Origin of the sequence: Rubripirellula lacrimiformis (genome assembly GCF_007741535.1) — a bacterium.
Classification (GTDB): domain Bacteria; phylum Planctomycetota; class Planctomycetia; order Pirellulales; family Pirellulaceae; genus Rubripirellula; species Rubripirellula lacrimiformis.
Genome location: NZ_CP036525.1, coordinates 4310511 through 4332899, shown reverse-complemented (window position 1 = coordinate 4332899; position 22389 = coordinate 4310511). Strand labels below are relative to the sequence as shown.

Genomic DNA, 22389 nt, shown 5'->3' with positions numbered 1-22389 from the left:
GCATCCTGGCAGGAGGAGCTGTTCGCTGTGAACAGCCCATCAACTCCTCCTGCTACAGGAACACATCCATGCCCAAGTCTAACCCCCAGACTCCTGCAAATCCACGCGGTCGTTACTTTCCTGCCGAACTTCGCCAGCGTCTTTCCGAGGACCTGCATCTTACCGGAAAGGCGAAACGCACTCACGATGGCTACATCCGTGCCGTCCGGCAACTGTCCGACTTTGCGAAGTGCAGTCCCGACAAGGTCACCGAAACGCAACTCCGCCAGTTCTTTCTACACCTCAAGAATGATCGCGAGTTCGCCAATGGGTCGCTTCGGGTCGCACTCTCGGGCGTGAAGTTCTTCTTCACCTTCACCTGCAAACGCGACTGGGAGATCTTCGCGATGCTCAAGCTGCAGAACGCCAAAACGCTGCCAGTCGTACTGACCATCGAGCAGGTCCACCGCATCATGCAGATCACCAAGACTCAACGCCTGCTTGTCTTCTTTTGGACCGTTTACACCATGGGACTGCGGCTCAACGAAGCCTTGAGCTTGCAGGTTGGTGACATCGATGCCGCTCGCGGGTTCGCTCACATCCATCGCGGGAAAGGAGCCAAAGATCGCTTACTGCCGCTGCCACCTTCAACGCTGAAGTTGTTGCGAAGCTATTGGTGCACGCACCAGCATCCGTCGTTGCTGTTCCCCGGCAATCGACGCGGGCACTCACTGGCCAAGCACGGGATCAGCACGGCCAAGAACCCGATGTCTGAAAAGACCGTTCAGGAAGCCATCGCCAAGATCACCGGAACGATGAACCTGGGCAAGAAAGTCACGCTGCACACGCTCCGGCATTGTTACGCGACGCACCTACTCGAAGCGGGCGTCGGATTGAAGGCCCTCCAGAAACTGATGGGGCACTCTTCGCTACAGTCCACCATGATCTACCTGCACTTGACCGACACCGCCGAGGCCAACTCGCGCGAGGTCATTAACATGATGTTCGGCAAATCGCCCGGAGAAGACGACGGCAACGATGCCGGTGCGAAAGCTAAGTTGAAGTAGCCTCTGCATCAGCAAGATGCCCAGCGTCAGCGATGCCTTACGGCAGTTCGCACCGGCTTACTTGAAACAGAATCCCGGCTCCGTCTCAGTCATCCAGCAGAAAGTTCTTGGCGTGATCACGCGTTGCCGTACCGGCGCGCTTGGTGGCGTTCACTATCAATGCGACGGATGCGGGCGAGAACACTGGGTCGGGCGTTCGTGTGGCAATCGGCACTGCCCGAACTGTGGTCACGAGAAAACGCAGCTGTGGATTGAAACGCAGTCCGTCAAGTTAATGCCAGTGCATCACTTCCTCGTCACTTTCACGGTCCCTCGTGAACTGGGCTTGGTGCTGCGCGCTCATCAGCAAGACGGATACCGCTGTCTATTCGATGCCAGTAGCCAGAGCATCCGCGACGTCGGCGCGGCGACCAAGGCCCTGCGCGGTTGCGTGCTGGGGTTCTTCGGTGTGCTGCATACTTGGGGGCGTGACCCTGCCGTCTATCATCCGCACATTCACTATGTCGTTCCCGGCGGCGGAGTGAAGTTGGATGAGAGCGGCAATGCGGTCTCGTGGCAGAGCACACCGAAGAACTTCCTGTTCCATCATGCGACGTTGATACGAGTCTACAAGGCCAAGCTCGCCGACGAACTCCGGACGGCGGGCCTCTATGACTGTGTTCCCAAGCAAGCTTGGGACAAAAACTTCGTCGTCGACATCCAACCGGTCGGACACGGCGTGCCGACGCTGAAGTACTTGGCACCGTACGTGCACCGCGTGGCGATCAACAACAGTCGCATCGTGTCGGTCGATGAAGCGGAAGTGATTTATACGATTCGCCGCAGCAAGCCGAAGCGAATGGAAACCAAGCGTGTCGCCGGCGAAACGTTCGTCGCGAGCTTCTTACAGCACGTTCTGCCACCGGGCTTCCACAAGATCCGGCACTACGGCTGGATGAGCTCGAACAGCAAACTGGCCATCGAGGAGGTGAAGTGGTTGGTGTGGCTGTTCTTGGGCTGGACTTTCTGGCTGGGCAGCGGCCACGCACCGCAAGAGAAACCACTGACGGCGCCGCTTCGGTGTGCCGTCTGTGGCGGCCAGTTGCGGGTGGTGGAGGTGACCTACGAGTCGCTGCAATCGGCCCGGATCATCCCCGAACATTCGCTGACATATTTCGACAGTGGATAAATGAGAACTTCAAAGCAGCGTCATGAATCATTCGAAGCGTCACCGGGAGGGCGGGGGCTGAAGGTGCGCGGCAACGTCAACAACGATCGAGAAAATCCAGCATCAACGACGCTCAGGAGCACTGAGCTGCGGTCAGTAACGTCAACAGCAGTGGGCGACGAACCAGAAACTGGCACAGCAATCTCGCAAGTGCCGACCTGGGCACTCGACGCGCAGACGCAACCGGAAGCAAAACCCAAGTAACCACCGGCGCTAACCTCCGGGCTTCTTGAACAAACGACTTGAACATCGGCTCGCAAGCTCGCGATGTCAAATCCTTATTGGTTCGCCGCCCTTCGCAGGACCTAAGAACCGCGAGGGCATTCTCAGTCGTCCATTGAACATATACTATCCGGACATCAGCCGGTGGTATCGGTCTTGTCGTCTGGCCATTCAATCAGCGTGTGATCCATTGGATGAGGAGTAAAGCATCGCTGAATATTCTCGCACCAGTGTTCCCACGCAGCTGCCTTGCCAGCTTCAATTGAGTCACATTCAGTCGCTCGTCCACCATTCTGATATGAATAGGACCAATTCGTGCGTCCTTTGAGTTGCTTGACCATGTATTGCCCGAACTGCGTGCTAGCGAACCACGTCGTCATCCCAGATGCCTCCATGGGCCCATGCCATTTCAGCGGCGCGAGATGGTCCGTGAGAGACGTTTGGTCTTTGGGGTCAGCCATGAAGCGTTGTCCAAGCGTGGATGATTTGTCGACGAACGACCCGCATCACCGAGTCGGGAAAGTTGATTGTCCATTTGTAATAACTCGCAAGCCCGACTTCGGTGGATGCGATGGTTATCCGCAAGAACAATTAGAACGATAGTGCTACCAGAGCTATCCAAACGGAAAAGACACTTGCAGCTCCGTAGAGGGTCCACCAGTCTACAGAATGTTGATTCACGCAATCGACACATATCGCGATCAGAATTGCGAATGCTGGAATTGCCATGCAAATCGGATACCAATGATAGAGCACGAACCGGGGAATATATGGCGAAAGGTCAAAGTGATTCCACGTCGCAGCACATATCGCAAACACCAGGAATCCATTGTATGCGACGCGCCACGCGATTCTTTGCCGTCGTGTTTTGTAGATCACGAAAGTCAAAATTGGAAGACAGAGAACAAAGCCGACCTCTTCAACCAAGACGTCGTACCAGATCCCAAACAATTCGCCGCGCAGATCCGAAACTCCAGGCGCGAGCTCAACAGAGAGCCGCGCCCGGACTACGAGCGTTGCGACTAGTGTGAGAATCCAGTCGATCAGGCACATGCAAGCGATGATCAGCGAGAGCGTTTTTCCTGGGCTAGCCCAGAACTGTTTGCTTCGAGCAGCAATCGAAAACAACGATATTGCACAGCCATAAGCTCCGGCAATGAGAATGCCAACTGGGTCAATCGGTTCGACCGAAGACAAATTGCGGTAGTGCGCATCAACGGGAAAGCGAAGCAACACAAGACCACGGCTCACGCAAAATGCGAGAGCAACGCCAAGCGTGATCCAAAAAAGATGACGAATCGCAAGACGTTCGGAATGGTCTATCGTCGCATTCGTCATTTCATTCGGATAACGGCGGCCATCAGCGGGCACGGAAGTTGAACTGTCCATTGCCAACAACCGCGCAAGCCGTGCTCCGTTGCATGGCTTGGTTACCCGCCGTCCTGTGGCTTCGCTTCACGGTAGTCGTAGTCTATATCGGCCGCATCTTCGGTCAACGCCCAGTCTCGCATAGCCGGAGCGATCACATCAGCCAGGAATGCAAAAACGTCCGCGTATTCGCCACACACAATATCCCACGTGCGGGGAGCAGGTGTTGGCCCCGAGCCGAATACGGGATGGAAGTAAATAACGTTCGGACGAACAACACCGTCGACGATTTCGAGCCCGGCAAAGTCGTCGCAGTCCTGCCGCCGTGCAAAAGTGAACACCGCCCGATTGTTGATGTCTTCGTAGCCAAATGCTGTGGACGCGAATTCGTATTCGTTGCGCTGCCGAGAGATGAACCACGGTTGGAGGTTGTAGACACGCAACGCAATCAACCATCGCAGTTCGTTGGGTAGCGATTTGTCGTCGGCAAGCATCAAGGTAGTGCGGAACTTTCAGTCGGGTAACGGCCGCGTTCACCGAGCGGCGGGAGAGATTCTTCCATTTCACTAAACCGCACCACCGCCGCTTCGGTGCAACGCATGGTTCGACGCGATATTGGGCTAGGTGTTGGTCAACGCTCTGTATTTGGTTCTAGCATAGGCAAACCGACGATAGCCTGCAATCAACAGTAGGATTGCGAGAACCGACGCGCCGCCGATCCAAATCACGAACCATTGCATTTGAGTTTTTGGCCAATCCGGGTCAGCGTACGGGCCGCGGTCCGTAAGGTCCGGAAAAGCGCGGCGAAGATCAAACGCGGAGAAAATAAACCAGAGTGCCACAAATCCCGCGATTGATCCAATCAACAGCAAGACCAAACCTTGTATGCGCATTTGACGCACGCGGTCGTCACGTTCAACATCCGTAGACGCACGCGAGGGGGCGTAAGGATTGGTCATCGCACACCATGTCGTTCGTGGCTAGGGTCAGTGACGGTAGGGAACTTGTTGCCGATCAGTTGGACGCCGAGAACGAATGCGTGCCAAACAGAATCAAACATTCACGACGAACGTTACGCGTCACCCGGTACGCGCGAATGATTCTCAACTTCAAAACCGCCCGACTCGCGTACTCGGGTGCACGCGATTGTTACCCGCCGTTATTTGGGCGTGACGAGATCAGGCGGGCAAGCGACTGTCGGTCGCCGGAACGCATGATACCACGGAAGTACACCCGAACATCAGACCGTGGAGTGAGCAGCATACGGTCCCAGCGTTCGGAACCATCAAGAGTGGCATAGTCTTCGAGCAGAGGCAGTATTGCCGAAGAGTTGATGGGCTCCGTGTTTCCGTCTGAGAACACAATCGAGCCATCGAAAATGGTTGGTGGTGGAGCAGACCGTAACCGGCTAGCGTCGCGCGTTGATGCGAGCCAAGTAACGAAGGCCGCAATGTCATCCGGATCATCCAGCGTTACGGGAGGTTGGTCGCCGTTTGGCTTGAGCGTGATAGAAGAAATCAAGTTTGGCGATAAGCCATGTGTTAGGGTGAACTGCCGATAGACCGCGGGGCCGAAAGTGATGCAAAGAACCACGATCGCAACGCAGGCGAGAACTGAGTAACGGCGGATGCGAGAGCGAGGTTGCGTTGTTGAATCGGAATTCATCGTCGACGAAAGAGAGTGCAGTCAGTCGGGTAACGGTGCTGATCAGCCGGCGGCGACGGAAGATCAACCACTTCAAAACGCCCGATTTCGCCGCTCGGTTGCATCGTTTGGTTCCCCGCATCTTCGTAGTGCGGTTGAATGAGCAATCAGTTTCCAATCGCATCGTCAGCCAACACGCGACGTCCACACGACGGGCAGTTCCCAGTCGCAATGATAACAGATCTCGAACGGGAAAGATTGCCTTGGCAGTATGGGCAGATCAACTGCGGGTATTTGAGATAGGTTCGATCTGCGTGATAGAAGCCAAGGAGCATCAGAGGAAATCCAACAAAGAACATTACGACAGGAGCAAGAATGCCAGCCAAGTTGGGATTGGCCAAGCGAACAAGATTGGCGATGCCCAGCGCAACGAACATCACGGCGATCGCACCCGCCATCCGCCACCCAAGGCGGCGTTGGCATCGGGCACATACCGCTGTGTATTCCGCTACGGTCATGAATTCGAAGATGCGTCCGCGTCTACGGGCGGATTCGTCGAGAGACTATTTGTCGCCACTGTCGCCCGGTTGGTCCAAAAGTCGTCGTCTCGCATTGAAGTAGCCGAGTGTCATCAGGAATGATACGGCAAACGCACCGATGATTACATAGGCCCCAAAACCGAAGTTCGTAATTGCAAAGCCGAACGCAAGTGCAATGGCAGCCATGAGCATGATGGTGGCGCCGCGTGGTTGATCTCGGCGATTCATGCGAGCGACAGGGATTCCCGCACACGCACAGAATGCGATGATAAGCACGACAAAAAGGTCGCCAATCTCGAGCATGACTTAGTCGGGGAACGGCCCGATTCAGCGGACTCGCGCTCGCACACGTTCCATTTTCGTGTGACACCGCGATGCGAGTACCGCTGCAATCGCTGGTTCCCCGTTCTTCAGTATGCGACGACCAGCTTGTCGCGGACTAGACCATCCTTCCACAATGGTTTAGTAAGGGTCACATCCTTCACGTGGTGCGAGTCCCACAATATCTTAGCAGTTTTCGGATCGCCACAGTCGAGGTCGTACGACCATTCGGGATAGCTGATGAAGTCAGGCGAACCGAGTATTCTAAGCACCTCCGGTGCAGACATCCCCCGCTTGATTGACGCAACGAGTTTCTCGCGGTCGTCCCGAGGCTCGGGGCGCAAATTGCCATCCACTCGATGTTTTGGAAACTCGAAAACAGGTAACGGTTCGGGCGATTCACCAAGGCGGCGAAGCGACAGCTGCGAGACCTGTCGAAGAGTGAATTGCTGAATAAAAAATGGGCTGATGGCCCCCGGCGAAACGTCTGAAGCCATTGAACCGCCGTAAAGGCCTACAAAATTTGATTTCTCTAATTCTCGCAGGTGCGGTATCGCATCGCGAATATCTAGTTGTCCAGCTAACAGAGCAGGCGTCAACAGTTTGTCGGCCGAATCGTCGTTGATGCCATCAGCCACGGCCCCGGCCAATACGTTGCGGCAGTGTTCAACTTGCCAATCGCGAATCGCCTTTACGAAGGTCGGATTCGGTTTTAGGCGTTGACCGTTTGCGGGATCAAATATCATTTGGTGCCCCCACCAAAGCCGAATCACAAAGATACGTTTCCCGTCAACATTTGCGAAATGCCATAGCGAATACGGCGTCCAAATTACGCCTGCGGTAGACCAAGTGGTAAATTCGCTTCGGTCCTTCTTTGACAGAATCTCCTTAAGATCATCAATGCGACCACAGTTGCGTCCACTGGCGTCAACGAAAACTAGTTGATCCCAACCGGTATGAATGGCAGCCCAACCATCATCGGCAACAACGATCTTAGCCGGTGAATACTCCTCGGGCTCTTGTTCGGTTTGTTTGCGTGTCCAGACTTGCTGTCCACGCTGGTGCATTGTGTAGACGAAGTCGTCCTGCCATGGGTGGTATCCGTCGATAAGATTGTCAGGAGATTTGGCATCGAGTCGCCATACACCATTTGGTGACTCAGCGCTGATGTCATCGTAAAAGCGATCCGTGGCATCGCAAGGCGAAGCACAGATGCTTGCGATGGCGAGTAGGATTGCAAGTCGCATCTGCATTATCTCCATCGGGGAACGGTAGCGATATGCGGGCGGCGGCGATTGACTTACCACTTCAAACCGGCGACCACCGCCGCTCCGTATCATCGCATGGTTCCCCGCATTTGTCTTAGTGTCACGCAAATTATCGTGGTGGTGCCGGCGGATCGCAAGCACATTCCTCCGAATCAGCGAAATCGTCCCAGCACCACCGAAAGTTGTAGAACCCAGCGTCGGTCAGATACCGTTTTGATTCGGTGGCGACTTCGTGCAGCTCCTCAGGCGACGCGGAAATTGTGCGTCCGAGCATCCGGCCCAGAACACCGGGCACAAATGAAGGAGCGATTTGAAGTATCCAGCGATTGTCTGCGTCAGGATAGGGCGTTGTTATGATTTGCATGTTCGTCGTGGCGCGGTGAATCTTCAACACGAAGCCAGCGTCGCGCCAGCAGTCGGCAGCATCGATAGTCCAGCCTTGAGGCGAAAGTCCAGCAGCGAGAAATCGGGATATTGAAACACCGCGAATATGCTCGCCATCGGATTCAGGTTCCGCGCCGTAAAACGTTGCGTTTTGAGATCGCATGACCGTGGGTAATCATCAGTCGGGGAACGGTTGGCATCATTGGGCGGCGGCGTTGATGCAACCACTTGTAAATGGTAATCACCGCCGCTCCGTTTGCATGCCGTTGTTATCCGCCGTCTTGATTCGGTTTTGGGCGGACAAAATAGTTAGCGACAATCGCGTTGAAATCGCAAGCGACAATGTCAATTGACGTATCGTCGCCGAAGCAAATATACAGCCAACAGAGACAACGAGCCAACAGTAACGCAGGCTATCGCCAAGATCGTTGCGTCGCGACGTGTGTCTGGTTCGACAGTGACAACGGAAAGGAGCAGCATTCCGAGCGAAGAGAACGTTGCGAGAACCGCACATACGCTACGAAGCGGGGACCGCCAAGCAGTGCACGTCCAGTGCGTTGTGTCAAAACGCCTCTGAAGCCGGGACTCGGCTAGTGATGGACGGTATGGGTTGTCGGTAAGCATCGAGTCGCTTTAGTCGGATAACGGTAACGATCACGTGGCCGCCGCGAACGACTCACCACTTCAATTAACTCAGCTCGGCGACTCACGTGCATCGTCTGGTTCCCCGCTTACTGGACCACTCATCGAAGGCGAGGAAGTCGAATATTCGGGTGCGGGACCAATCGCCGAAGATCGTTTAGTAGTTTCTTGGCAGCGGCATTGTCGTCGAACCCGTACAGCATAACGGACGGCCGACCAGTTTGCGAATCGATCGCGGGTATGTAGAAATTGTGACATTTCCAACAGACTGAGACGCTAAACATGAGCTTGTCGTCACGAAAGAACCGAAGTCCGTACGTCGGGACATGACAGAATGCACCATTTGGTTCAAAGGTCAGCGACCGCCAATCATCAGCAATTCGCTTGGCGTCTACGCCGACGAGGGACCGTGAGGCATGCGAGCGTACCGCGATCTCTGAAGAAGCAAGAGCCACGGAATCATTGAGTGCATTCGGTGGTGCGGGACGCACGAGAAACACTTTGGACTCGGTGGGGGCATCGCCGTCTTCTTCTGCAAACGACAATGCAAAAATTTCAACACGGTCAATTGCAGGAAGATCTGTCGTGTGCGCGGCCTGAACGACTAGGGCGAGCGCTTCGTACCGAGGGACGGATGTATCATCTCCATCGCAAGGGCGAACGCAGACCACAGCGGCAATGGCGAGGATTCGCAGATAGAGCATCATTCTTCAGTCGGGGAACGGTTGGGATCAGCGGGCGGCGGGAGTTGACGTTGAACGCACCAAAAAACGCACCACCGCCGCTCCGTTGCATCCCATGGTTCTGTCACGGCTTCTTGCGATCGACGTAGCTCACACCAGTTCGAACCGTGCTGACCTTCGCCTTGGGTAGGCCATCCCGCAATCGCTCCAAACCGGCATCGGTGAGTTGTGAATCGGCGATCTGCAAATCAATCAATGTGTCCAGTGAGGCCAAGTAATCGATCGAGTTGTCCGTCAAGTTACTACGGTCCCCGGTACCGTATCGAATCGTCTTCGATAGCCAGAGATGCTGGATGACCGGAAGATCACCAAGCGATGCTAGGCCAGAATCCGTGATGGTACAATCGGAGAGTTGCAGGAGGTTTAGGTTTTTGAGTCCACGAAGATGCGTAAGGCCAGCGTCCGTGACATTCGTTCGGCCCAAATACAGCATCGCAAGCTGCGGCATCTCGGTCACGGGGGCAAGATGCTCGTCTTTCACATCGCATCCTTCCAGTCGAATAGATAGAAGATTCTTTAAAGATGAGAGCGCCCGTAGCGACTCGCCCGTCACATCTGTGAATGTGAGGTCAATGGTTCGGAGATTTGCGAGGCCAGCTAGATGGTCTATGTCGTCATCATCAACGGTTGTCCCCCAGAGTGAGAGCGATTGCAAATGCGTAAGCTTCGAAAGAGCCTCAACGGCCTCACGCGGTAAGTCAATCCGTTCACGGTTCGATTTACCAGCTATTCGCACGGCAGTGACATTGCCATCACCGTCTTTCGTCAGCTCTGCGGATTTCGGCAGGGATGGCTCCCGACCGATGGAGATGCCAGAGAAGAAGGTGAATGCCAACGCGATGGCAAACATCAAAACACTTCGCATAGTTTCTTCCTCATGACTGACAGAACGTCACACATCACCGAGTACGCGAGGTTGATGTGCCATTGTAGAACGCCCCGACCGCGTACTTCGGTGCATGTGATTGGTTACCCGAGATTTCTGGCCAGGTTTTGCCGTGCATGCGTGCGCTCAGTCGCGTGTATGGGTGTTTCAGTGTCAATCGTGGGCACACATGTTACGACCACGCCCAGCAGTACCGTACCACATACAGCAAGCACAAAGAACGCAGCAAGCAGATCACCCGCCAAAGCGTCGCCACATTGAACGGCGATTGAGTAAGGATCGCCAGCGTTTTGTCGCATCGCAGTGTGGACAGGTCGGAAATATGTGTTCCGCATGCACCAGCAAAATGCGGCGAACGTACTGGAGGCAACGCAGCCGAGCGTAGCGAGGACTCCAATTGACAGTTTCAGGCAACCTAGCACTGGGGGATTCGCGTCATAAAGTTTAGTCGGGTAACGTTGACGATCAGCCGGCGGCGACGGAAGATTAACCACTTCAAGACGCCCGACTTCGCCGCTCGGTTGCATCGTTTGGTTCGCCGCGTCTACGGGCTGCGAAATGTGGCGGGCGGGTTCGTACCCTCGATCGGGACGATATAGAACCACTGCCCGTTGAAGTTGAATCGCTGCCAGTTTTGCGGCGCATTACCGTGCGGTGTTTGTGCGGGTTGATGGGGCGTCGGGTGCGAAGGCAGTGTGGAGTTCGGGTCGCGGATTGGTGGACTCGTTGGTGTAGGCGTACGGTAAAAATGATCGTTTGGCGGTTGGGTCGCCTGAGGCGCAAATTGGCGGTGCGGCTTCCGCTGGCTTTCGAGTTCGACAATGCGTCGTTCAAGTTGGTCGATTCGCTCCTGAAGTTGGGCATAATTTGGTTGCTCCGTAACCGGTTGTTCAGCCGGTTCGTTCGCATTGCAGTACGACGCGAGAGCGAAGATGCATGCAACAGGAAGTAGTCGATTCATGGTTGTGTGTCCATTCATGCGCGAGAGAGAGTGAAGCGAAATCAGTCGGGGAACGGCGGCCGTCACCGGGCGGCGAGAGTAAAATCAACCATCAGTAAACGCGCTGCCGCCGCTCCGGTGCACGGCATGGTTCCCCGCGATCTCTCCGCTAGCCAGCAGGTAACGCGTCAGCATTGGATCGAATGTAGTCAGCGAGAAACCCGAACGTTTCGTCTGACGATTCAAAGTATAGCGTGTCGGCGGTCTCGAATCCAAGGAACGCCTTGATAACCGAGAGTGGCAACCGAAGTTTGTTGAACGGTCGTGAGATCGCGGACGTGGGACGAATCCAGAGAATGCCACGAAGAAATTTGGAGAATGCTCGGTGTCCCCGTTCAGCGCCGATCGTTGCATGTGATTCGGCCATGAGAGTGCAGAGGTTGAAATCAGCGTCTTCTCGTTCGAGCAGGAATTGGAATCCGCCGTTCGTTATACGAGCGTGTGCTTGGTTAACTGTCAGCACGATCTGGTGCGGTTTCGGAATCGAGTAAATATCGAGTTGGTTACCGTGAAGGTCCAGTATCCGCTCGACCGTATCACCCACCAGCTCAGAGTCAGATTCGTCGATCATTCAAACGTTGTCGCAACGGTCTCGAATTCAGTCGGGGAACGTTACCGATCACCCGGTCGCCGCGAGAGATCTTCCATTGTCAAAACGCCCGACTCGGCGACTCGGGTGCATCGGATGGTTCGCCGCTATTCGGGCATTGTGCGAGGAGCTTCGTATGGATTGCCGGTCGCATTGACGGGTTCACGTGATCCGGGAGGTGCTGTCGGTGCGATGCTTAACTCTGTTCGCCGTTTCGGGCGACGCGAGATCCCCCATCCTACGAGCGTGCAGATGGTTGTAGCAACCAAAACGTTCGGAATACCGCGAAAGATCGGCATGAAGACGTACCAGGTGTCAGCTGAGTTGAAGTACCCGGTCCGTCGATAGTAGTCCATCAACGCCCAATCGATGGAGCGCCAGTAGACGAAGTACCCGACGCATGAGGCAATGAAAGCAATTGGTATGAGCCACAAGATGTATCGCCACCGAACTACAGCGGGGGCCAAGTAAACCAATGCCGGAAGCAGGAACGTCAAAAGGTACCAACGGCTTGCGATTGCCGCATCCAACGCCGATGCATAGTCGTTCGGTTGGATCTCGGTCAAAACAGGCACTTTTGTCGGCGAACGGCCGCCGTCACCGGGTACGGCGAGTTGATCTCCCATTAGTAAACGCGCGATGCCGTACTCCGGTGCACGGCATGGTTCCCCGCGATTGTTGGCTACTTGTGAACGGCCTGCAGTTTCATTTTTCCGAGACAGTAATATCGAAGGCGGTTGTATCCAGCACCCTCAAGCGTCAATGAGAGTGGAAGCTTGACAGTGCCGTCGGCGATTGCGAGGACAATGTCAACCGAGTTGCGGTAGACGTATAGATCGCCAAGAAATCCGGATTCGATCTTTGTTCCATCGGGATATGTGACGCGTGCGTCTACAGTGTCGCCGTTCGCGTCGTGGATAGTCAGTGTCGCGGCGACGTGTTTCCAGGCGTCGTTCTTTGGGTTGTGTGCATAGATGTCGACGCCACGATCGGCTGTTAGCCGAACAGTGAAGTTCGTCAGCGATTCCGGCTTGGATTCAACGGTGCGAATCGCAGCGGGGAACTTGGGGGATGCCTTGGGCTCGGCGGACTGCAGCGTGGCAGGGAACGCGGACGCTATGAGAAGCGGCCAGGTCTGCATTGCGTTTAGTGTCATAATGCTTCAGTCGGGGAACGTCTGCCGTAACCGGGCGGCGACGAAAGATAGTCCATTGTAAAATCGCTCGACTTCGCCGCTCCGGTTCACGGCTTTGTTCCCCGCCTCATTCATGTCTGGGTAATCATAGTGTAGGCATGTGCGAGAATGGCAACAACAAGGCCTAACGCCGCGCAGTACTTGGCGACTTCGTGAAATGGAAATAGTCGCTTGTGGTTGCCCCAGAACCATTGGAAATGCATGAACAGACCAATGCACACGATGACGAAGCCAAACGTGATCGCATGTATGCCAGAGATTTCAAGCCAGAGCCCGCGTCCGATTGGTTGAAAGCCTCGCATTGTGATGTTGAGGGTCGTCGCACGTTGCGTCAGGCAGCATAAAATCCCGTAAAGCGAAACCAACGCGGAAAGCCCCGCACCAACAACCCACATTTGGATCGGGCCACCGCTCGGTGGATCAGTGAGCCAATCGGCGAGGTCAAACAAATACTCGGTGCGTCGCATGCGGGTTGCGTCCAATGGTGCAAGGAAAGAAGTTGCAACCAAAGGCACGGCAACGATCGAAAGAGGGCGCGCATCTGCTGGGGAACGATTAATTATCCCCGCCTCACACGGGGTCTAAACATTTTACAGCCTGGGTCAGGCGAGGATAAAGGCTTTTATGCCCGGCTGACCCGTGCATAATACGCTTAGCCCGAGCGAGGGGGAAGAGAGAACCGAATCTCGATTGAACTTTTCTGATTCAAAGCACTTTTTGCTTGCCTTGCCCCTCCGCGGGGGATAGAACGCACGTTCACTGATGCGAGGTGCCTTTCGCTGAGGATGTTCCAATGTCTGTTGAGCTGTTTCGTCAACGATTGAGCCGTGCCCAGCTGCATCCCAATGATTTGGCATGGATGCCGCAATGGTTCGATGAATACGCAAGACTACAGCAAGATGACGGTGAGCCTCTGAAAGTTGAGACGTCCCGGGTGCTCGCGTTCCTCCGTTCTCTCCGCGATCGGGGCGTGCCAGCCTGGCAGCGATTGCAGGCGGCCCGAGCGGTCGAGTGGTACCAAGCGCTCGTCTTACGCAATGACGAGGTGGATTTCGTTCATTTCAAACAGAAGCTTGGTGAGCTCGCTGAACTTGAAAAGCGCGCCGGGGTGGCAGTCGAGAATGGAGGCGGTATGCCTGGCGAAGGCTTGCCAGGACTGATCGATCCGAATGAACCCGCAGCTGTACGCAAAATGCGAGCGCGAATGCGGGTGCTCCATCACCCAAAGTCCACCGAACAGGCCTACGTCGGATGGCTCGTTCGTTTCATTCGCCACTTGGACGACGAAAATGTGGACAAATATGGCGAGCCCGAAATTGGGCATTTCCTAACCGAGCTAGCAGTCGTCGGTGAAGTTACTGCGGGGACGCAAAACCAAGCTCTGGCAGCATTGCTCTTCTTTTTGGTGTCACGGGGCGCCTCGATGGGACCAGCAATGGGCGCTTTTCGTGCCCCCACCCATTTGAGGTGTGTCCGCAAATTCGTTCTTCGGATTTAAAGCCCCGAGGACGGGGCAACGGGCTGTAAATCCAAAAAACGAATTGGCTTGCGTTATCCATTTGGGTGGGGGGCGTTTTAGGCGCCCACAGGTGGTCCCTTTTCGAGCGCCCCGTGACAATTTTGGACGGTTTACACCATGGGACTGCGGCTCAACGAAGCGTTGAGCTTGCAGGTTGGTGACATCGATGCCGCTCGCGGGTTCGCTCACATCCATCGCGGGAAAGGAGCCAAAGATCGCTTACTGCCGCTGCCACCTTCAACGCTGAAGTTGTTGCGAAGCTATTGGTGCACGCACCGGCATCCGTCGTTGCTGTTCCCCGGCAATCGACGCGGGCACTCACTGGCCAAGCACGAGATCAGCACGGCCAAGAACCCGATGTCTGAAACGACCGTTCAGGAAGCCATCTCCAAGATCACCGGAACGATGAAGCTGGGCAAGAAAGTCACGCACCGCAAGAGAAACCACTGACCGCGCCGCTTCGGTGTGCCGTCTGTGGCGGCCAGTTGCGGGTGGTGGAGGTGACCTACGAGTCGCTGCAATCGGACGGGATCATCCCCGAACATTCGCTGACATATTTCGACAGTGGATAAATGAGAACTTCAAAGCAGCGTCATGAATCATTCGAAGCGTCACCGGGAGGGCGGGGGCTGAAGGTGCGCGGCAACGTCAATAACGATCGAGAAAACCCAGCATCAACGATGCTCAGGAGCACTGAACTGCGGCCAATATCATCAACATCAGCGGAAGACGAACCAGAAACTGGCCCAGCAATCTCGCCAATGACGACGTGGGAACTCGACACGAAGACGCAACCGGAAGCAAAACCCAAGTAACCACCGGCGCTAACCTCCGTGCTTCTTGAACAAACGACTTGAACATCGGCTCGCAAGCTCGCGATGTCAAATCCTTATTGGAGATCCAGCGTCGGCTCGCACCGCACCAAAATTGATGAGTCGGCCATACATGCTACATGGCGGTCCTTATCGCGTCATTCAATTATCAAGTTATTCACATCGCCAGCGCCACTTGTTGTAATTTCAAAATCAGCAACGCCTTCGCTGGCGTCAAAGTTATCACATCGGAAGTGGAAGTGGTCAAGTTCGCCAGATTTCAGTTCGTTCAATTTCTGAATCAGCACGTCGATTTCCGAACGCCCAAGCGCGAGTGACAAACCAACCCACCCAGAATCAAACTTCTCGAGTACAACATTCATTTTGAGTTGCCACGACTTTCCAAAAGAGCTGCTTTTGAGCTGGATAACGGCAGTGGTCACCTCGTCGGCGCGGGTGACGTGAAATCAAAACAAATTAAATTCGCCGACTGTGGTGCACATACTCTTAGGTGGACTTGTTCGAGTTGAGAAACGAAAATGGCTTCTCTCGCTGTAGTAAACGAGCCGAGTCACGAGGACTCGCTCAACTGTTTAACGGTCGTAACCGACGATGCGGACACCGCGGTTCGACAATACATGCGAAAGAAGCCAGATGAATTCTACAACACTCTCGACCTCGACAAAAGCAAGAAATCGATTCAATTCGAGCCAGGCCGATTCCACTTCGCTGCGGCTCGTGAATGTCGCGTTTGACGTCGGCAGCGATTCGCTGCACTGGGCGATGGAACTGCCAGGTCTGATATTGAGCGACCAGTGTGAGAACACCAGCGGTGAGATTCGCAAGACGCTCCGGCACATCCGCGACGAAGCAGCCGAGCATGGCTACGATGAAGTTCGCGTCATCTGTGAGTCGACCGGTGTCTATCACCGCCGCTTGTTGCAATTGACAACAAGCATGGCCATGCGAACATGCCTCGTTCATGGCGAGGCGGTCGCCAAGTTCCGAGCGATTCAGTTCGGCGATCATGGCAAGACGGACGCCAGAGATCCGCGAGCGGTGCTGACGGTGCCCGGACAGAAAGCGAGCGTCTGCGTGATGCGCAAGATCCTGAAAATGTTTTACGGCTGGTACAACAGCGGCCAAGCGTTCGATCGGAGCCGCGTGTTCGTGATGGCCAGCCAGCACAAAAAGGCCGCTTAGAGAAACACCATTTAGGCGAGTGATCTCAACGATTCACACACACGCGCAATAGAGAGGAACCTTTTTCGATCCCGCTATCGAACCACGGCGACCGGTGATGACCACCATGCCATGATCAGTTGATCGTGAAAACGAACAACATGATCGGTGCACACTGACCGAGCTTAGCCGCTTGAGTCCCGTCACATCGGTCGCCTTTTTTCCTACAACATGGCCAACGAGTAAGATCATCGGAGCTCCCCGTCGGAGAGCCCAAATGCGAACTTTGCCAGTGTAGGATTCGGTTCAGCGAGCGACTCGGAAGAACGAACCAGCGAAGCGAAAACGAAGCGAAGAAAATCAACGGAAAGTTGCGTGACTAAAGGGGGAAGTCAACTCTGCGGGTCAACATTTTCACGAGCATCGCGGCTTAACGCGAGCTCGATAAATCGGCTCGCTTGCCGCCAATCGTCACTGACGCTTGACAAGCAAGCGTAAAGCGATGTCATGGTTATTTGGTTTTTGTCGAATTGCGGGTGACGGTAAAGTCGCGATTGAGGTCAAGGTCCATGAAATCTGGCAAGACTGCATGCAATGTGATATGAAGACAAACAGTCTCAGTCGTCATTTCCAGTATTTTAAGCTCGGCACTCGATTCGGTGTTGCTGGGCATCCAATCCATAAGCGGATTCCCGAATTGAAACGCAGTAAATTCTCCTGGCAACATGAAAGTGTAGGTTTCACGGTATTCACTTGAGAAAGTAACCGATGCGCGATCGGCAGGGATTGGAGTGAAAGCGATGACGTCGCCGACTTTCGGATCTTTTGGCATCTGCAATGAAGCCCGAAAACTGCCGCCACCTGTTGACCGAGTGTCGAAAGAACCTTGGTCCAGTATTAAATGCGTTCCCGGCCCCCAAACCACATCATGCGAATCCCAAGCACCGGTATAGACACGTTTGACAACACCAATGCCATCGTCAAACCAACGTGAGTTGTTTGTTCGGCGAATCGGATCCCGACCGATCGTCCGTTGATACAGAACAATTCCAGCAGCAGAAAGCATAACAGCGATCAATAACGCTCGAATTGAGAATCTAAGTCGCGGCACATGTATTCCAAATAACGTCCGCCGTGACCGGGGACGGCGAGTAGATTTTCCATATGTATAAACACGATGCCGTCCTCCGTGTCCACGGCATTGTTATCCGCTTTGTCGGCATTTGCGAAAGGCAGTCAGCCCTGCGGGTCGAAAACACGACCGAAGGAAGAGTACTCTCCGTCCTGGTAGTTAGAGTCAATCGTTAGCAAATCATCGCCGTAAATCGACGCCAATTCATCGCTCGAAACAGGAGAGAATACAACCGGCGATGCAGCGACACCAGCACGTCGAGGAAACGCAACGGGAGCCAATGCGTGAGTGATCGTCGTGTCCGCGGCCAAGAGCAACTCGGCACGGATATTCCCGTCGTCGGTCAATTCAACATCACCGACGGTTCCGATACGTGTTCCATTGTATTCGACGGGCGAACCGGGACTTACATCGGCCGAAGCGGGAAACGCGACGACGAGAGTAATACCCTGGTGCTTGGCCGACCAGCAGCCGCAAACGGCGAGCAAACAGACGAGAATACTAAACGCAGTGAATCTCGAGCGTGTTACGAACGACTTCATTAGTTGTGTTGGCGTCAAAGTGAGAGCCGGCGAACGAGATGGCTCAGTCGGATAACTTGTTTCTCACCCTTTACGGTGGGTGATGATAGGAGTTTTTGACTTGTTATCACCGGTTGGACCTTCGGTAGGCCGGGTGGCGACCAAGCTTATTATCACCGGTTGGTGCCGATGGGCTTCACGGCCGGAACCTTATTGTCACCGGTCCAGACGGGGGATGCAATCGCGAAACGACAGCATTCGATGAGTCGGTCGTTTCCGTGCCTTCTCCGCATTCTCTGCTGGCTACACGGTTGCACGACCGCCACCGGATAGTGTGCGCTTGCGCACACGCCCGTGACTTGGTTCCGGTGCCGCGGACAGACCATTGCTGAGGGGGGAGTGATCGCGACCTGCGGTCACTTCGATCGAATCTACGCGAGATGGGAGTGTCGCCAGTGGATATGTTCTCCAAGCCAACTCAGGCCGAGCAAGACCTGAAATGGGCGAAGATCTGGTTCAAGCAGTTTGCCGGATTTCATCAGCGCCACAAACAGGCCGATTGGGACTTTTCGCCCGATCACGTGATTGACTCGAACGAACCCGATGCCATCGGGCAGTTTCGCCGTACGCTTCGCAAGGACGGGATGCGAATGCAGACCGAGCGGTCTTACGTCGGCAAAGTGAAAGCGTTCATGGCCGATCGTGGACTGACGTGCTTGGCCGACTTTCAATCGATCGGCCCGTCTGACGTGGAAGCTCACTTGACGGACTTGGCCGTCGATGGCAATGTCGCCGCGTCGACTCAGAACACCGCTTTTCACGGGGCACCATTTGCACTGCGAAACGTTCCCGCGACATTTGAAAGTCGCGGTCGATGCGGCGGGCATCCACAAGCATGTCACCAGTCACACTTTTCGACATTGCTTCGCAACCCATTTGCTGTGGTCCGGCACGGACATTCGCGTGGTTCAAGAACTGCTCGGGCACAGCGACGTGAAAACCACGATGATCTATACGCACGTCATGAACCGGCCGGGGGTCGTGGTTGTTAGTCCGCTGGATCGTTTGAAAGAAGCCGGCCAGCAGCGCGGCTTGAATAACGGTGGGGCGAAGGCTGGTGAGGCTGCGTTGGGAAATGCCGTTGCTTGAACCGCTGATGCGGAATCCCCGATGTGAATTGGCCGCTGCAAGGCTGGGCTGGTGATGATGTTGGGGTGGTAGGAGATTCCGGCTGAAGCCGGTACTACGAACGGTGGGGCTATCGGCGTTGGCTTTGTTGGTAGTACCGCCTTTAGGCGGAATTGGGTGTGTGTGTTGAGGTTGGGGTGGTAGGGGATTCCGGCTGAAGCCGGTACTACGAACGGTGGGGAAGGGGCGATCTTAGCCGCATGCACTGGTCATTCTTCTTCGTCAAAATGGGACGAACCGGAATCATCAAGACTTGCCCACTGATCGTCGACGGAATCTTGAGCGTTATCCGCCACGACCAAGTCCATCGGGTCTCGATCGTCGTCCAAAGCAGAATATGCATTTTCCAGCATATTGGGACGGAACAGCAGTTTGGAGCCTGCAATTTTTCGGAATCCGATACTGGCCAACTCATTCGGGGCCAAGTCGGTCGTGTGCTTCCACATCACTGTCGCGGTATCTTCAGGGTACATGCGGCAGACAGAATCAATGATGAAACGTCTCCACAGCAGCAGGTCCGGATGAAACACCGCACCATGGATAAAGACTAGACCGTGAATGGGATCATCGAATCCGAAGTCCTCGCGAATTCCGAGAAAGTGGATGTCCGGTTCGATGGTTGCTTCGTAGACATGCATCCAGGCCGAAGAATCCGCATCACAGACGTGGAGGATGCTCTGGCCATCACTGACGGCGCGAGCGATGTCCAGGTAGTCGACGGCCAGTCGGGCTGCGACAACAGGTTCGTCACCGTCGGTATAGCACCATACGTTCATTTCGTTGGTTCGAAAGTAATGAGTCGGATCTGTCGGCTTGGGGTAGAAAATCGAGTTGCATTCAAATCGCATCGTGCAGGCATCCTTGGCTTGTTCGTACGGGAACGAGCCAAGCAGTCTAACTTACGCCGTACCCATACGGCAGAATGGTATACCCGACAGCGCCCCACTTCGGTCTCTGTTGCTATTGCGGCGTAGGCACGCCAACGCGGAGATAAGAAGTGTTCGAGATACCTCGTTCTAGGGCCAAAGATTGGCACTGCATTCCCGGTCGCTGATGCGCCAGCGGAGCACATTTTCCGCCAAACGCTGGAATGGATTCCGGATTGCAGGGAAATCGCAAGTTCCCTGCGTGAAACGGCCGTTTGGGGCAATCAGATTCGCGATGGCGGACTGGACAATGCCCAGACAGACGGTGACTGTCGCGACGAACGGTGCCGCAGCGGTTGGGTCTGGATTTCGACACCTTCGCCAGCGCCACCGGAACCATGCGAGGGATCCAGTTCGCGAGCTAGGTGCTGGTGCTTAACGACGGGGTGCGGGCATCCTACCGGCGTGAGCGAAAACAGGCGGAGAGCCTATTCCACGTCTTCCCAGTCATTGCGGGTCGTCACTGCAAGACAACTGGTCAGCCAACGCCGCGGCGATCTTCTTATGATTCACGCGCTGGACGGTCGTGCGTTCGCAGCCGTTGAACCTGGCGAACGAGTCGATCGCCCGAGCCAGTTGGTCAACGAATGCGTCGACATCCTTGATCGTTTTTTCGATCACCAGGTTGCGAACGATCAAGGTTCGGTTCTTTCGGTCGGCCTTGGGATCGAGTCGACCGACCAATTTGTCACCGTACAGGATGGGAAGGCAAAAGTATCCGTACACTCGCTTGCCTTCGGGAACGTAACACTCGATCTGGTAGTCGAAGTCGAACAGGTTGGTCACTCGCTTGCGTTGGATGACCAAGTTGTCGAAGGGGGATAACAGACGGACCTTCTTGGCGACGCGTACCTTGCTGGCCTTGTGGATGCAGTCCTCGCGAGAGTAATAGACTTCTGGCTTTCCGGCGACGGACACTTCGGCGATTTCGCCGTCTGCCAACATCTGCTGGACCTGTTTCTTGATGTCCGCTTTGGTTCCCTTTCGCAGGTAACCGATTTCGGTCTCGGTCACGATCCCTTGGGACTGAATGGTTCGCTGTACCAAGTAACGAATGAACTCTTCGTTGCTGGGCGTGGTGGTGTCCAGGCCTGGTGGCAAGACACGTTCGGTTAGGTCAAAGACTTTCTGAAAGCCTTCTCTGTGGCTGACCATCAACTTTCCTTCGATGAACAGTTGTTCCAGCGCAATCTTGGCGGGCTTTTTCGAGCCCCAGAAGTGTTGTTTGTCGTCCGCTGATGCTTCGAAATCTCGGGCCATCGCGGCGCCGCTTGATCGGATCCGCCGCATCACGGCTGCCATGACTTTTCGGTCTGGCGTGTACCAGTGTTTCTTTTGCCCCGACGCGACTGCGTTCATGTAGGGCAGACAGTACCGGTAGTCCTGCATGGGGAGGTAGGCCGCCGCATGCGACCAGTACTCGAACACCTTGCGTTCCCGTTGCAGTGTGTCCAACTGGGCTTCGCGATAGGTTGGAACCCGTGTCCAGAAGGTGTGGTGATGGGCACGATGAACGACGGAGATTGTGTCGATCTGGATATAACCTAAGCGTTCGATGCAAGCGGACAGCGCCGAAGTGCCGCGTCCAAATGCATGACTTTTGTGCAGACCTTGGTGGGCGACGACCAGTCGTCTGGCGTGATTCGATGAAAGCTCGATCATGGGACACCTCGTCAGACTTGCGTCGAAATGCGGTTGCAGGTTGGCACGCATGGTCGAAGGATGCCGCGAATTTTGCAAGCCTCCGGATCGCGGGTGTGATTCGTGGATCGCCCCCGCGCCAGCGGTAGGCCGCCTGCAGCGACGTTTCCCCGAAATTTTAGGGGGGGATGCGGCATGGGGAATTCTGGCGAATCCCACGGCCGGGTCGCACTGCCTTCGACGCGCGCCGTGGATCCCTTTTGCTGGATGTGATTACGCCCGTGCCGTTTTGATCCTAATCCCTTGGCTGTTTTCAAAGGGGATGGTGGTGGTGAGTCCAGAATTGGTGCCGGTGACAAAGTTGCGGTCTGGGGTTTACGATGGAACGGCTTCGCGGGGTACGCGATTCGTGCG

The 22389-nt window shown here is 55.1% G+C and carries 22 protein-coding genes and 2 pseudogenes; 8 read left to right on the top strand and 16 right to left on the bottom strand.

All coding sequences use genetic code 11. From position 1 onward, the window contains the following. Window positions 1-68 precede the first annotated feature (68 nt). A complete protein-coding gene (locus tag K227x_RS15060; RefSeq protein ID WP_145167563.1) occupies window positions 69-1046 on the top strand; it encodes a site-specific integrase in 978 nt (325 codons plus the stop codon). A gap of 16 nt (window positions 1047-1062) precedes the next feature. Then, entirely contained in the window at window positions 1063-2214 is a 1152-nt protein-coding gene (locus tag K227x_RS15055) for an IS91 family transposase (RefSeq protein ID WP_145170686.1), read from the top strand. A gap of 852 nt (window positions 2215-3066) precedes the next feature. On the opposite strand, the gene K227x_RS15050 is transcribed toward K227x_RS15055, so the two are convergent. The 11 genes from K227x_RS15050 to K227x_RS15010 all read right to left on the bottom strand — a co-directional run bounded on the left by K227x_RS15050 (window position 3067) and on the right by K227x_RS15010 (window position 13521). Beyond that, the gene (locus K227x_RS15050) at window positions 3067-3864 is read right to left on the bottom strand and encodes a hypothetical protein (RefSeq protein ID WP_145170684.1); all 798 of its coding nucleotides are present in this window, start codon (window positions 3862-3864) and stop codon (window positions 3067-3069) included. 41 nt (window positions 3865-3905) lie between these two features. Next, window positions 3906-4337 carry a hypothetical protein gene (locus K227x_RS15045; protein ID WP_145170682.1) on the bottom strand — a complete coding sequence of 144 codons (432 nt, stop codon included), beginning with the start codon at window positions 4335-4337 and terminating at the stop codon, window positions 3906-3908. A 126-nt stretch (window positions 4338-4463) separates the two neighbouring features. Further along, entirely contained in the window at window positions 4464-4802 is a 339-nt protein-coding gene (locus K227x_RS15040; protein ID WP_011119201.1) for an Asp23/Gls24 family envelope stress response protein, read from the bottom strand. A 190-nt stretch (window positions 4803-4992) separates the two neighbouring features. Next, entirely contained in the window at window positions 4993-5508 is a 516-nt protein-coding gene (locus tag K227x_RS30600; RefSeq protein ID WP_218933265.1) for a hypothetical protein, read from the bottom strand. Window positions 5509-6050: 542 nt separating this feature from the next. Next, window positions 6051-6212 carry a hypothetical protein gene (locus K227x_RS30595; RefSeq protein ID WP_218933264.1) on the bottom strand — a complete coding sequence of 54 codons (162 nt, stop codon included), beginning with the start codon at window positions 6210-6212 and terminating at the stop codon, window positions 6051-6053. Between the two features lie 224 nt (window positions 6213-6436). Then, window positions 6437-7594: a hypothetical protein gene (locus tag K227x_RS15035; protein ID WP_145170680.1), complete on the bottom strand. Its 1158-nt coding sequence runs from the start codon at window positions 7592-7594 to the stop codon at window positions 6437-6439. 1854 nt (window positions 7595-9448) lie between these two features. Beyond that, window positions 9449-10249 carry a leucine-rich repeat domain-containing protein gene (locus tag K227x_RS15030; protein ID WP_145170678.1) on the bottom strand — a complete coding sequence of 267 codons (801 nt, stop codon included), beginning with the start codon at window positions 10247-10249 and terminating at the stop codon, window positions 9449-9451. Window positions 10250-11379: 1130 nt separating this feature from the next. Continuing rightward, window positions 11380-11841: a DMP19 family protein gene (locus K227x_RS15025; protein WP_145170676.1), complete on the bottom strand. Its 462-nt coding sequence runs from the start codon at window positions 11839-11841 to the stop codon at window positions 11380-11382. Between the two features lie 125 nt (window positions 11842-11966). After that, complete coding sequence (locus tag K227x_RS30590; protein WP_218933263.1) at window positions 11967-12485, bottom strand: hypothetical protein; 519 nt, start codon at window positions 12483-12485, stop codon at window positions 11967-11969. A gap of 56 nt (window positions 12486-12541) precedes the next feature. Beyond that, window positions 12542-13015, bottom strand: a complete 474-nt coding sequence (locus K227x_RS15015) for a protein-disulfide reductase DsbD family protein (RefSeq protein ID WP_145170675.1) — start codon at window positions 13013-13015, stop codon at window positions 12542-12544. A 110-nt stretch (window positions 13016-13125) separates the two neighbouring features. Then, entirely contained in the window at window positions 13126-13521 is a 396-nt protein-coding gene (locus K227x_RS15010; RefSeq protein WP_145170673.1) for a hypothetical protein, read from the bottom strand. 392 nt (window positions 13522-13913) lie between these two features. Between K227x_RS15010 and K227x_RS15005 the strand changes: the two genes are divergently transcribed. The 3 genes and pseudogenes from K227x_RS15005 to K227x_RS31700 form a co-directional block, all read left to right on the top strand. Next, the gene (locus tag K227x_RS15005) at window positions 13914-14552 is read left to right on the top strand and encodes a site-specific integrase (RefSeq protein WP_218933262.1); all 639 of its coding nucleotides are present in this window, start codon (window positions 13914-13916) and stop codon (window positions 14550-14552) included. 138 nt (window positions 14553-14690) lie between these two features. Beyond that, the gene (locus K227x_RS15000) at window positions 14691-15023 is read left to right on the top strand and encodes a tyrosine-type recombinase/integrase (protein ID WP_145170669.1); all 333 of its coding nucleotides are present in this window, start codon (window positions 14691-14693) and stop codon (window positions 15021-15023) included. Beyond that, window positions 14999-15145 (top strand): annotated as a pseudogene (locus K227x_RS31700) (IS91 family transposase); the annotation flags it as partial. The gene K227x_RS15000 and the pseudogene K227x_RS31700, both read left to right, overlap by 25 nt. Before the next feature lie 398 nt (window positions 15146-15543). On the opposite strand, the gene K227x_RS14995 reads toward K227x_RS31700, so the two are convergent. Beyond that, the gene (locus tag K227x_RS14995; protein WP_145170667.1) at window positions 15544-15828 is read right to left on the bottom strand and encodes a hypothetical protein; all 285 of its coding nucleotides are present in this window, start codon (window positions 15826-15828) and stop codon (window positions 15544-15546) included. Between the two features lie 211 nt (window positions 15829-16039). Here K227x_RS14995 and K227x_RS14990 point away from each other — a divergent pair, with 211 nt between their 5' ends. After that, window positions 16040-16588, top strand: a complete 549-nt coding sequence (locus tag K227x_RS14990; RefSeq protein ID WP_218933261.1) for an IS110 family transposase — start codon at window positions 16040-16042, stop codon at window positions 16586-16588. Window positions 16589-17078: 490 nt separating this feature from the next. On the opposite strand, the gene K227x_RS14985 is transcribed toward K227x_RS14990, so the two are convergent. Together K227x_RS14985 and K227x_RS14980 are read right to left on the bottom strand one after the other, a co-directional pair. Then, window positions 17079-17633 carry a hypothetical protein gene (locus tag K227x_RS14985; protein WP_145170663.1) on the bottom strand — a complete coding sequence of 185 codons (555 nt, stop codon included), beginning with the start codon at window positions 17631-17633 and terminating at the stop codon, window positions 17079-17081. Window positions 17634-17803: 170 nt separating this feature from the next. Continuing rightward, window positions 17804-18187: an MlaD family protein gene (locus K227x_RS14980; protein ID WP_218933260.1), complete on the bottom strand. Its 384-nt coding sequence runs from the start codon at window positions 18185-18187 to the stop codon at window positions 17804-17806. 473 nt (window positions 18188-18660) lie between these two features. Here K227x_RS14980 and K227x_RS31525 point away from each other — a divergent pair. Both K227x_RS31525 and K227x_RS14970 read left to right on the top strand, forming a co-directional pair. Continuing rightward, window positions 18661-18990: pseudogene (locus K227x_RS31525) on the top strand (hypothetical protein); the annotation flags it as partial. Between the two features lie 10 nt (window positions 18991-19000). Further along, the gene (locus K227x_RS14970; RefSeq protein WP_145170659.1) at window positions 19001-19369 is read left to right on the top strand and encodes a tyrosine-type recombinase/integrase; all 369 of its coding nucleotides are present in this window, start codon (window positions 19001-19003) and stop codon (window positions 19367-19369) included. A gap of 248 nt (window positions 19370-19617) precedes the next feature. Here K227x_RS14970 and K227x_RS14965 read toward each other — a convergent pair whose 3' ends face one another. Both K227x_RS14965 and K227x_RS14960 read right to left on the bottom strand, forming a co-directional pair. Further along, window positions 19618-20256 (bottom strand): hypothetical protein, encoded by a 639-nt coding sequence (locus K227x_RS14965; RefSeq protein WP_218933259.1) that lies wholly within the window; start codon window positions 20254-20256, stop codon window positions 19618-19620. 525 nt (window positions 20257-20781) lie between these two features. Then, a complete protein-coding gene (locus K227x_RS14960; RefSeq protein WP_246145819.1) occupies window positions 20782-21996 on the bottom strand; it encodes a winged helix-turn-helix domain-containing protein in 1215 nt (404 codons plus the stop codon). Window positions 21997-22389: the final 393 nt, after the last annotated feature.

Excerpts from the sequence above, each read along its gene's own strand:
- K227x_RS15015 (WP_145170675.1), bottom strand. The coding sequence starts at position 13,015 with ATGACACTAAACGCAATGCAGACCTGGCCGCTTCTCATAGCGTCCGCG.
- K227x_RS30590 (WP_218933263.1), bottom strand. The coding sequence starts at position 12,485 with ATGGGAGATCAACTCGCCGTACCCGGTGACGGCGGCCGTTCGCCGACA.
- K227x_RS14960 (WP_246145819.1), bottom strand. The coding sequence starts at position 21,996 with ATGATCGAGCTTTCATCGAATCACGCCAGACGACTGGTCGTCGCCCAC.
- K227x_RS14965 (WP_218933259.1), bottom strand. The coding sequence starts at position 20,256 with ATGCGATTTGAATGCAACTCGATTTTCTACCCCAAGCCGACAGATCCG.
- K227x_RS30595 (WP_218933264.1), bottom strand. The coding sequence starts at position 6,212 with ATGGCTGCCATTGCACTTGCGTTCGGCTTTGCAATTACGAACTTCGGT.
- K227x_RS15050 (WP_145170684.1), bottom strand. The coding sequence starts at position 3,864 with ATGGACAGTTCAACTTCCGTGCCCGCTGATGGCCGCCGTTATCCGAAT.
- K227x_RS30600 (WP_218933265.1), bottom strand. The coding sequence starts at position 5,508 with ATGAATTCCGATTCAACAACGCAACCTCGCTCTCGCATCCGCCGTTAC.
- K227x_RS15040 (WP_011119201.1), bottom strand. The coding sequence starts at position 4,802 with ATGACCAATCCTTACGCCCCCTCGCGTGCGTCTACGGATGTTGAACGT.
- K227x_RS15045 (WP_145170682.1), bottom strand. The coding sequence starts at position 4,337 with ATGCTTGCCGACGACAAATCGCTACCCAACGAACTGCGATGGTTGATT.
- K227x_RS15025 (WP_145170676.1), bottom strand. The coding sequence starts at position 11,841 with ATGATCGACGAATCTGACTCTGAGCTGGTGGGTGATACGGTCGAGCGG.
- K227x_RS15060 (WP_145167563.1), top strand. The coding sequence starts at position 69 with ATGCCCAAGTCTAACCCCCAGACTCCTGCAAATCCACGCGGTCGTTAC.
- K227x_RS15005 (WP_218933262.1), top strand. The coding sequence starts at position 13,914 with ATGCCGCAATGGTTCGATGAATACGCAAGACTACAGCAAGATGACGGT.
- K227x_RS15000 (WP_145170669.1), top strand. The coding sequence starts at position 14,691 with ATGGGACTGCGGCTCAACGAAGCGTTGAGCTTGCAGGTTGGTGACATC.
- K227x_RS14985 (WP_145170663.1), bottom strand. The coding sequence starts at position 17,633 with ATGCTTTCTGCTGCTGGAATTGTTCTGTATCAACGGACGATCGGTCGG.
- K227x_RS15010 (WP_145170673.1), bottom strand. The coding sequence starts at position 13,521 with ATGCGACGCACCGAGTATTTGTTTGACCTCGCCGATTGGCTCACTGAT.
- K227x_RS14990 (WP_218933261.1), top strand. The coding sequence starts at position 16,040 with ATGAATTCTACAACACTCTCGACCTCGACAAAAGCAAGAAATCGATTC.
- K227x_RS14970 (WP_145170659.1), top strand. The coding sequence starts at position 19,001 with ATGGCAATGTCGCCGCGTCGACTCAGAACACCGCTTTTCACGGGGCAC.
- K227x_RS15030 (WP_145170678.1), bottom strand. The coding sequence starts at position 10,249 with ATGCGAAGTGTTTTGATGTTTGCCATCGCGTTGGCATTCACCTTCTTC.
- K227x_RS15035 (WP_145170680.1), bottom strand. The coding sequence starts at position 7,594 with ATGCGACTTGCAATCCTACTCGCCATCGCAAGCATCTGTGCTTCGCCT.
- K227x_RS15055 (WP_145170686.1), top strand. The coding sequence starts at position 1,063 with ATGCCCAGCGTCAGCGATGCCTTACGGCAGTTCGCACCGGCTTACTTG.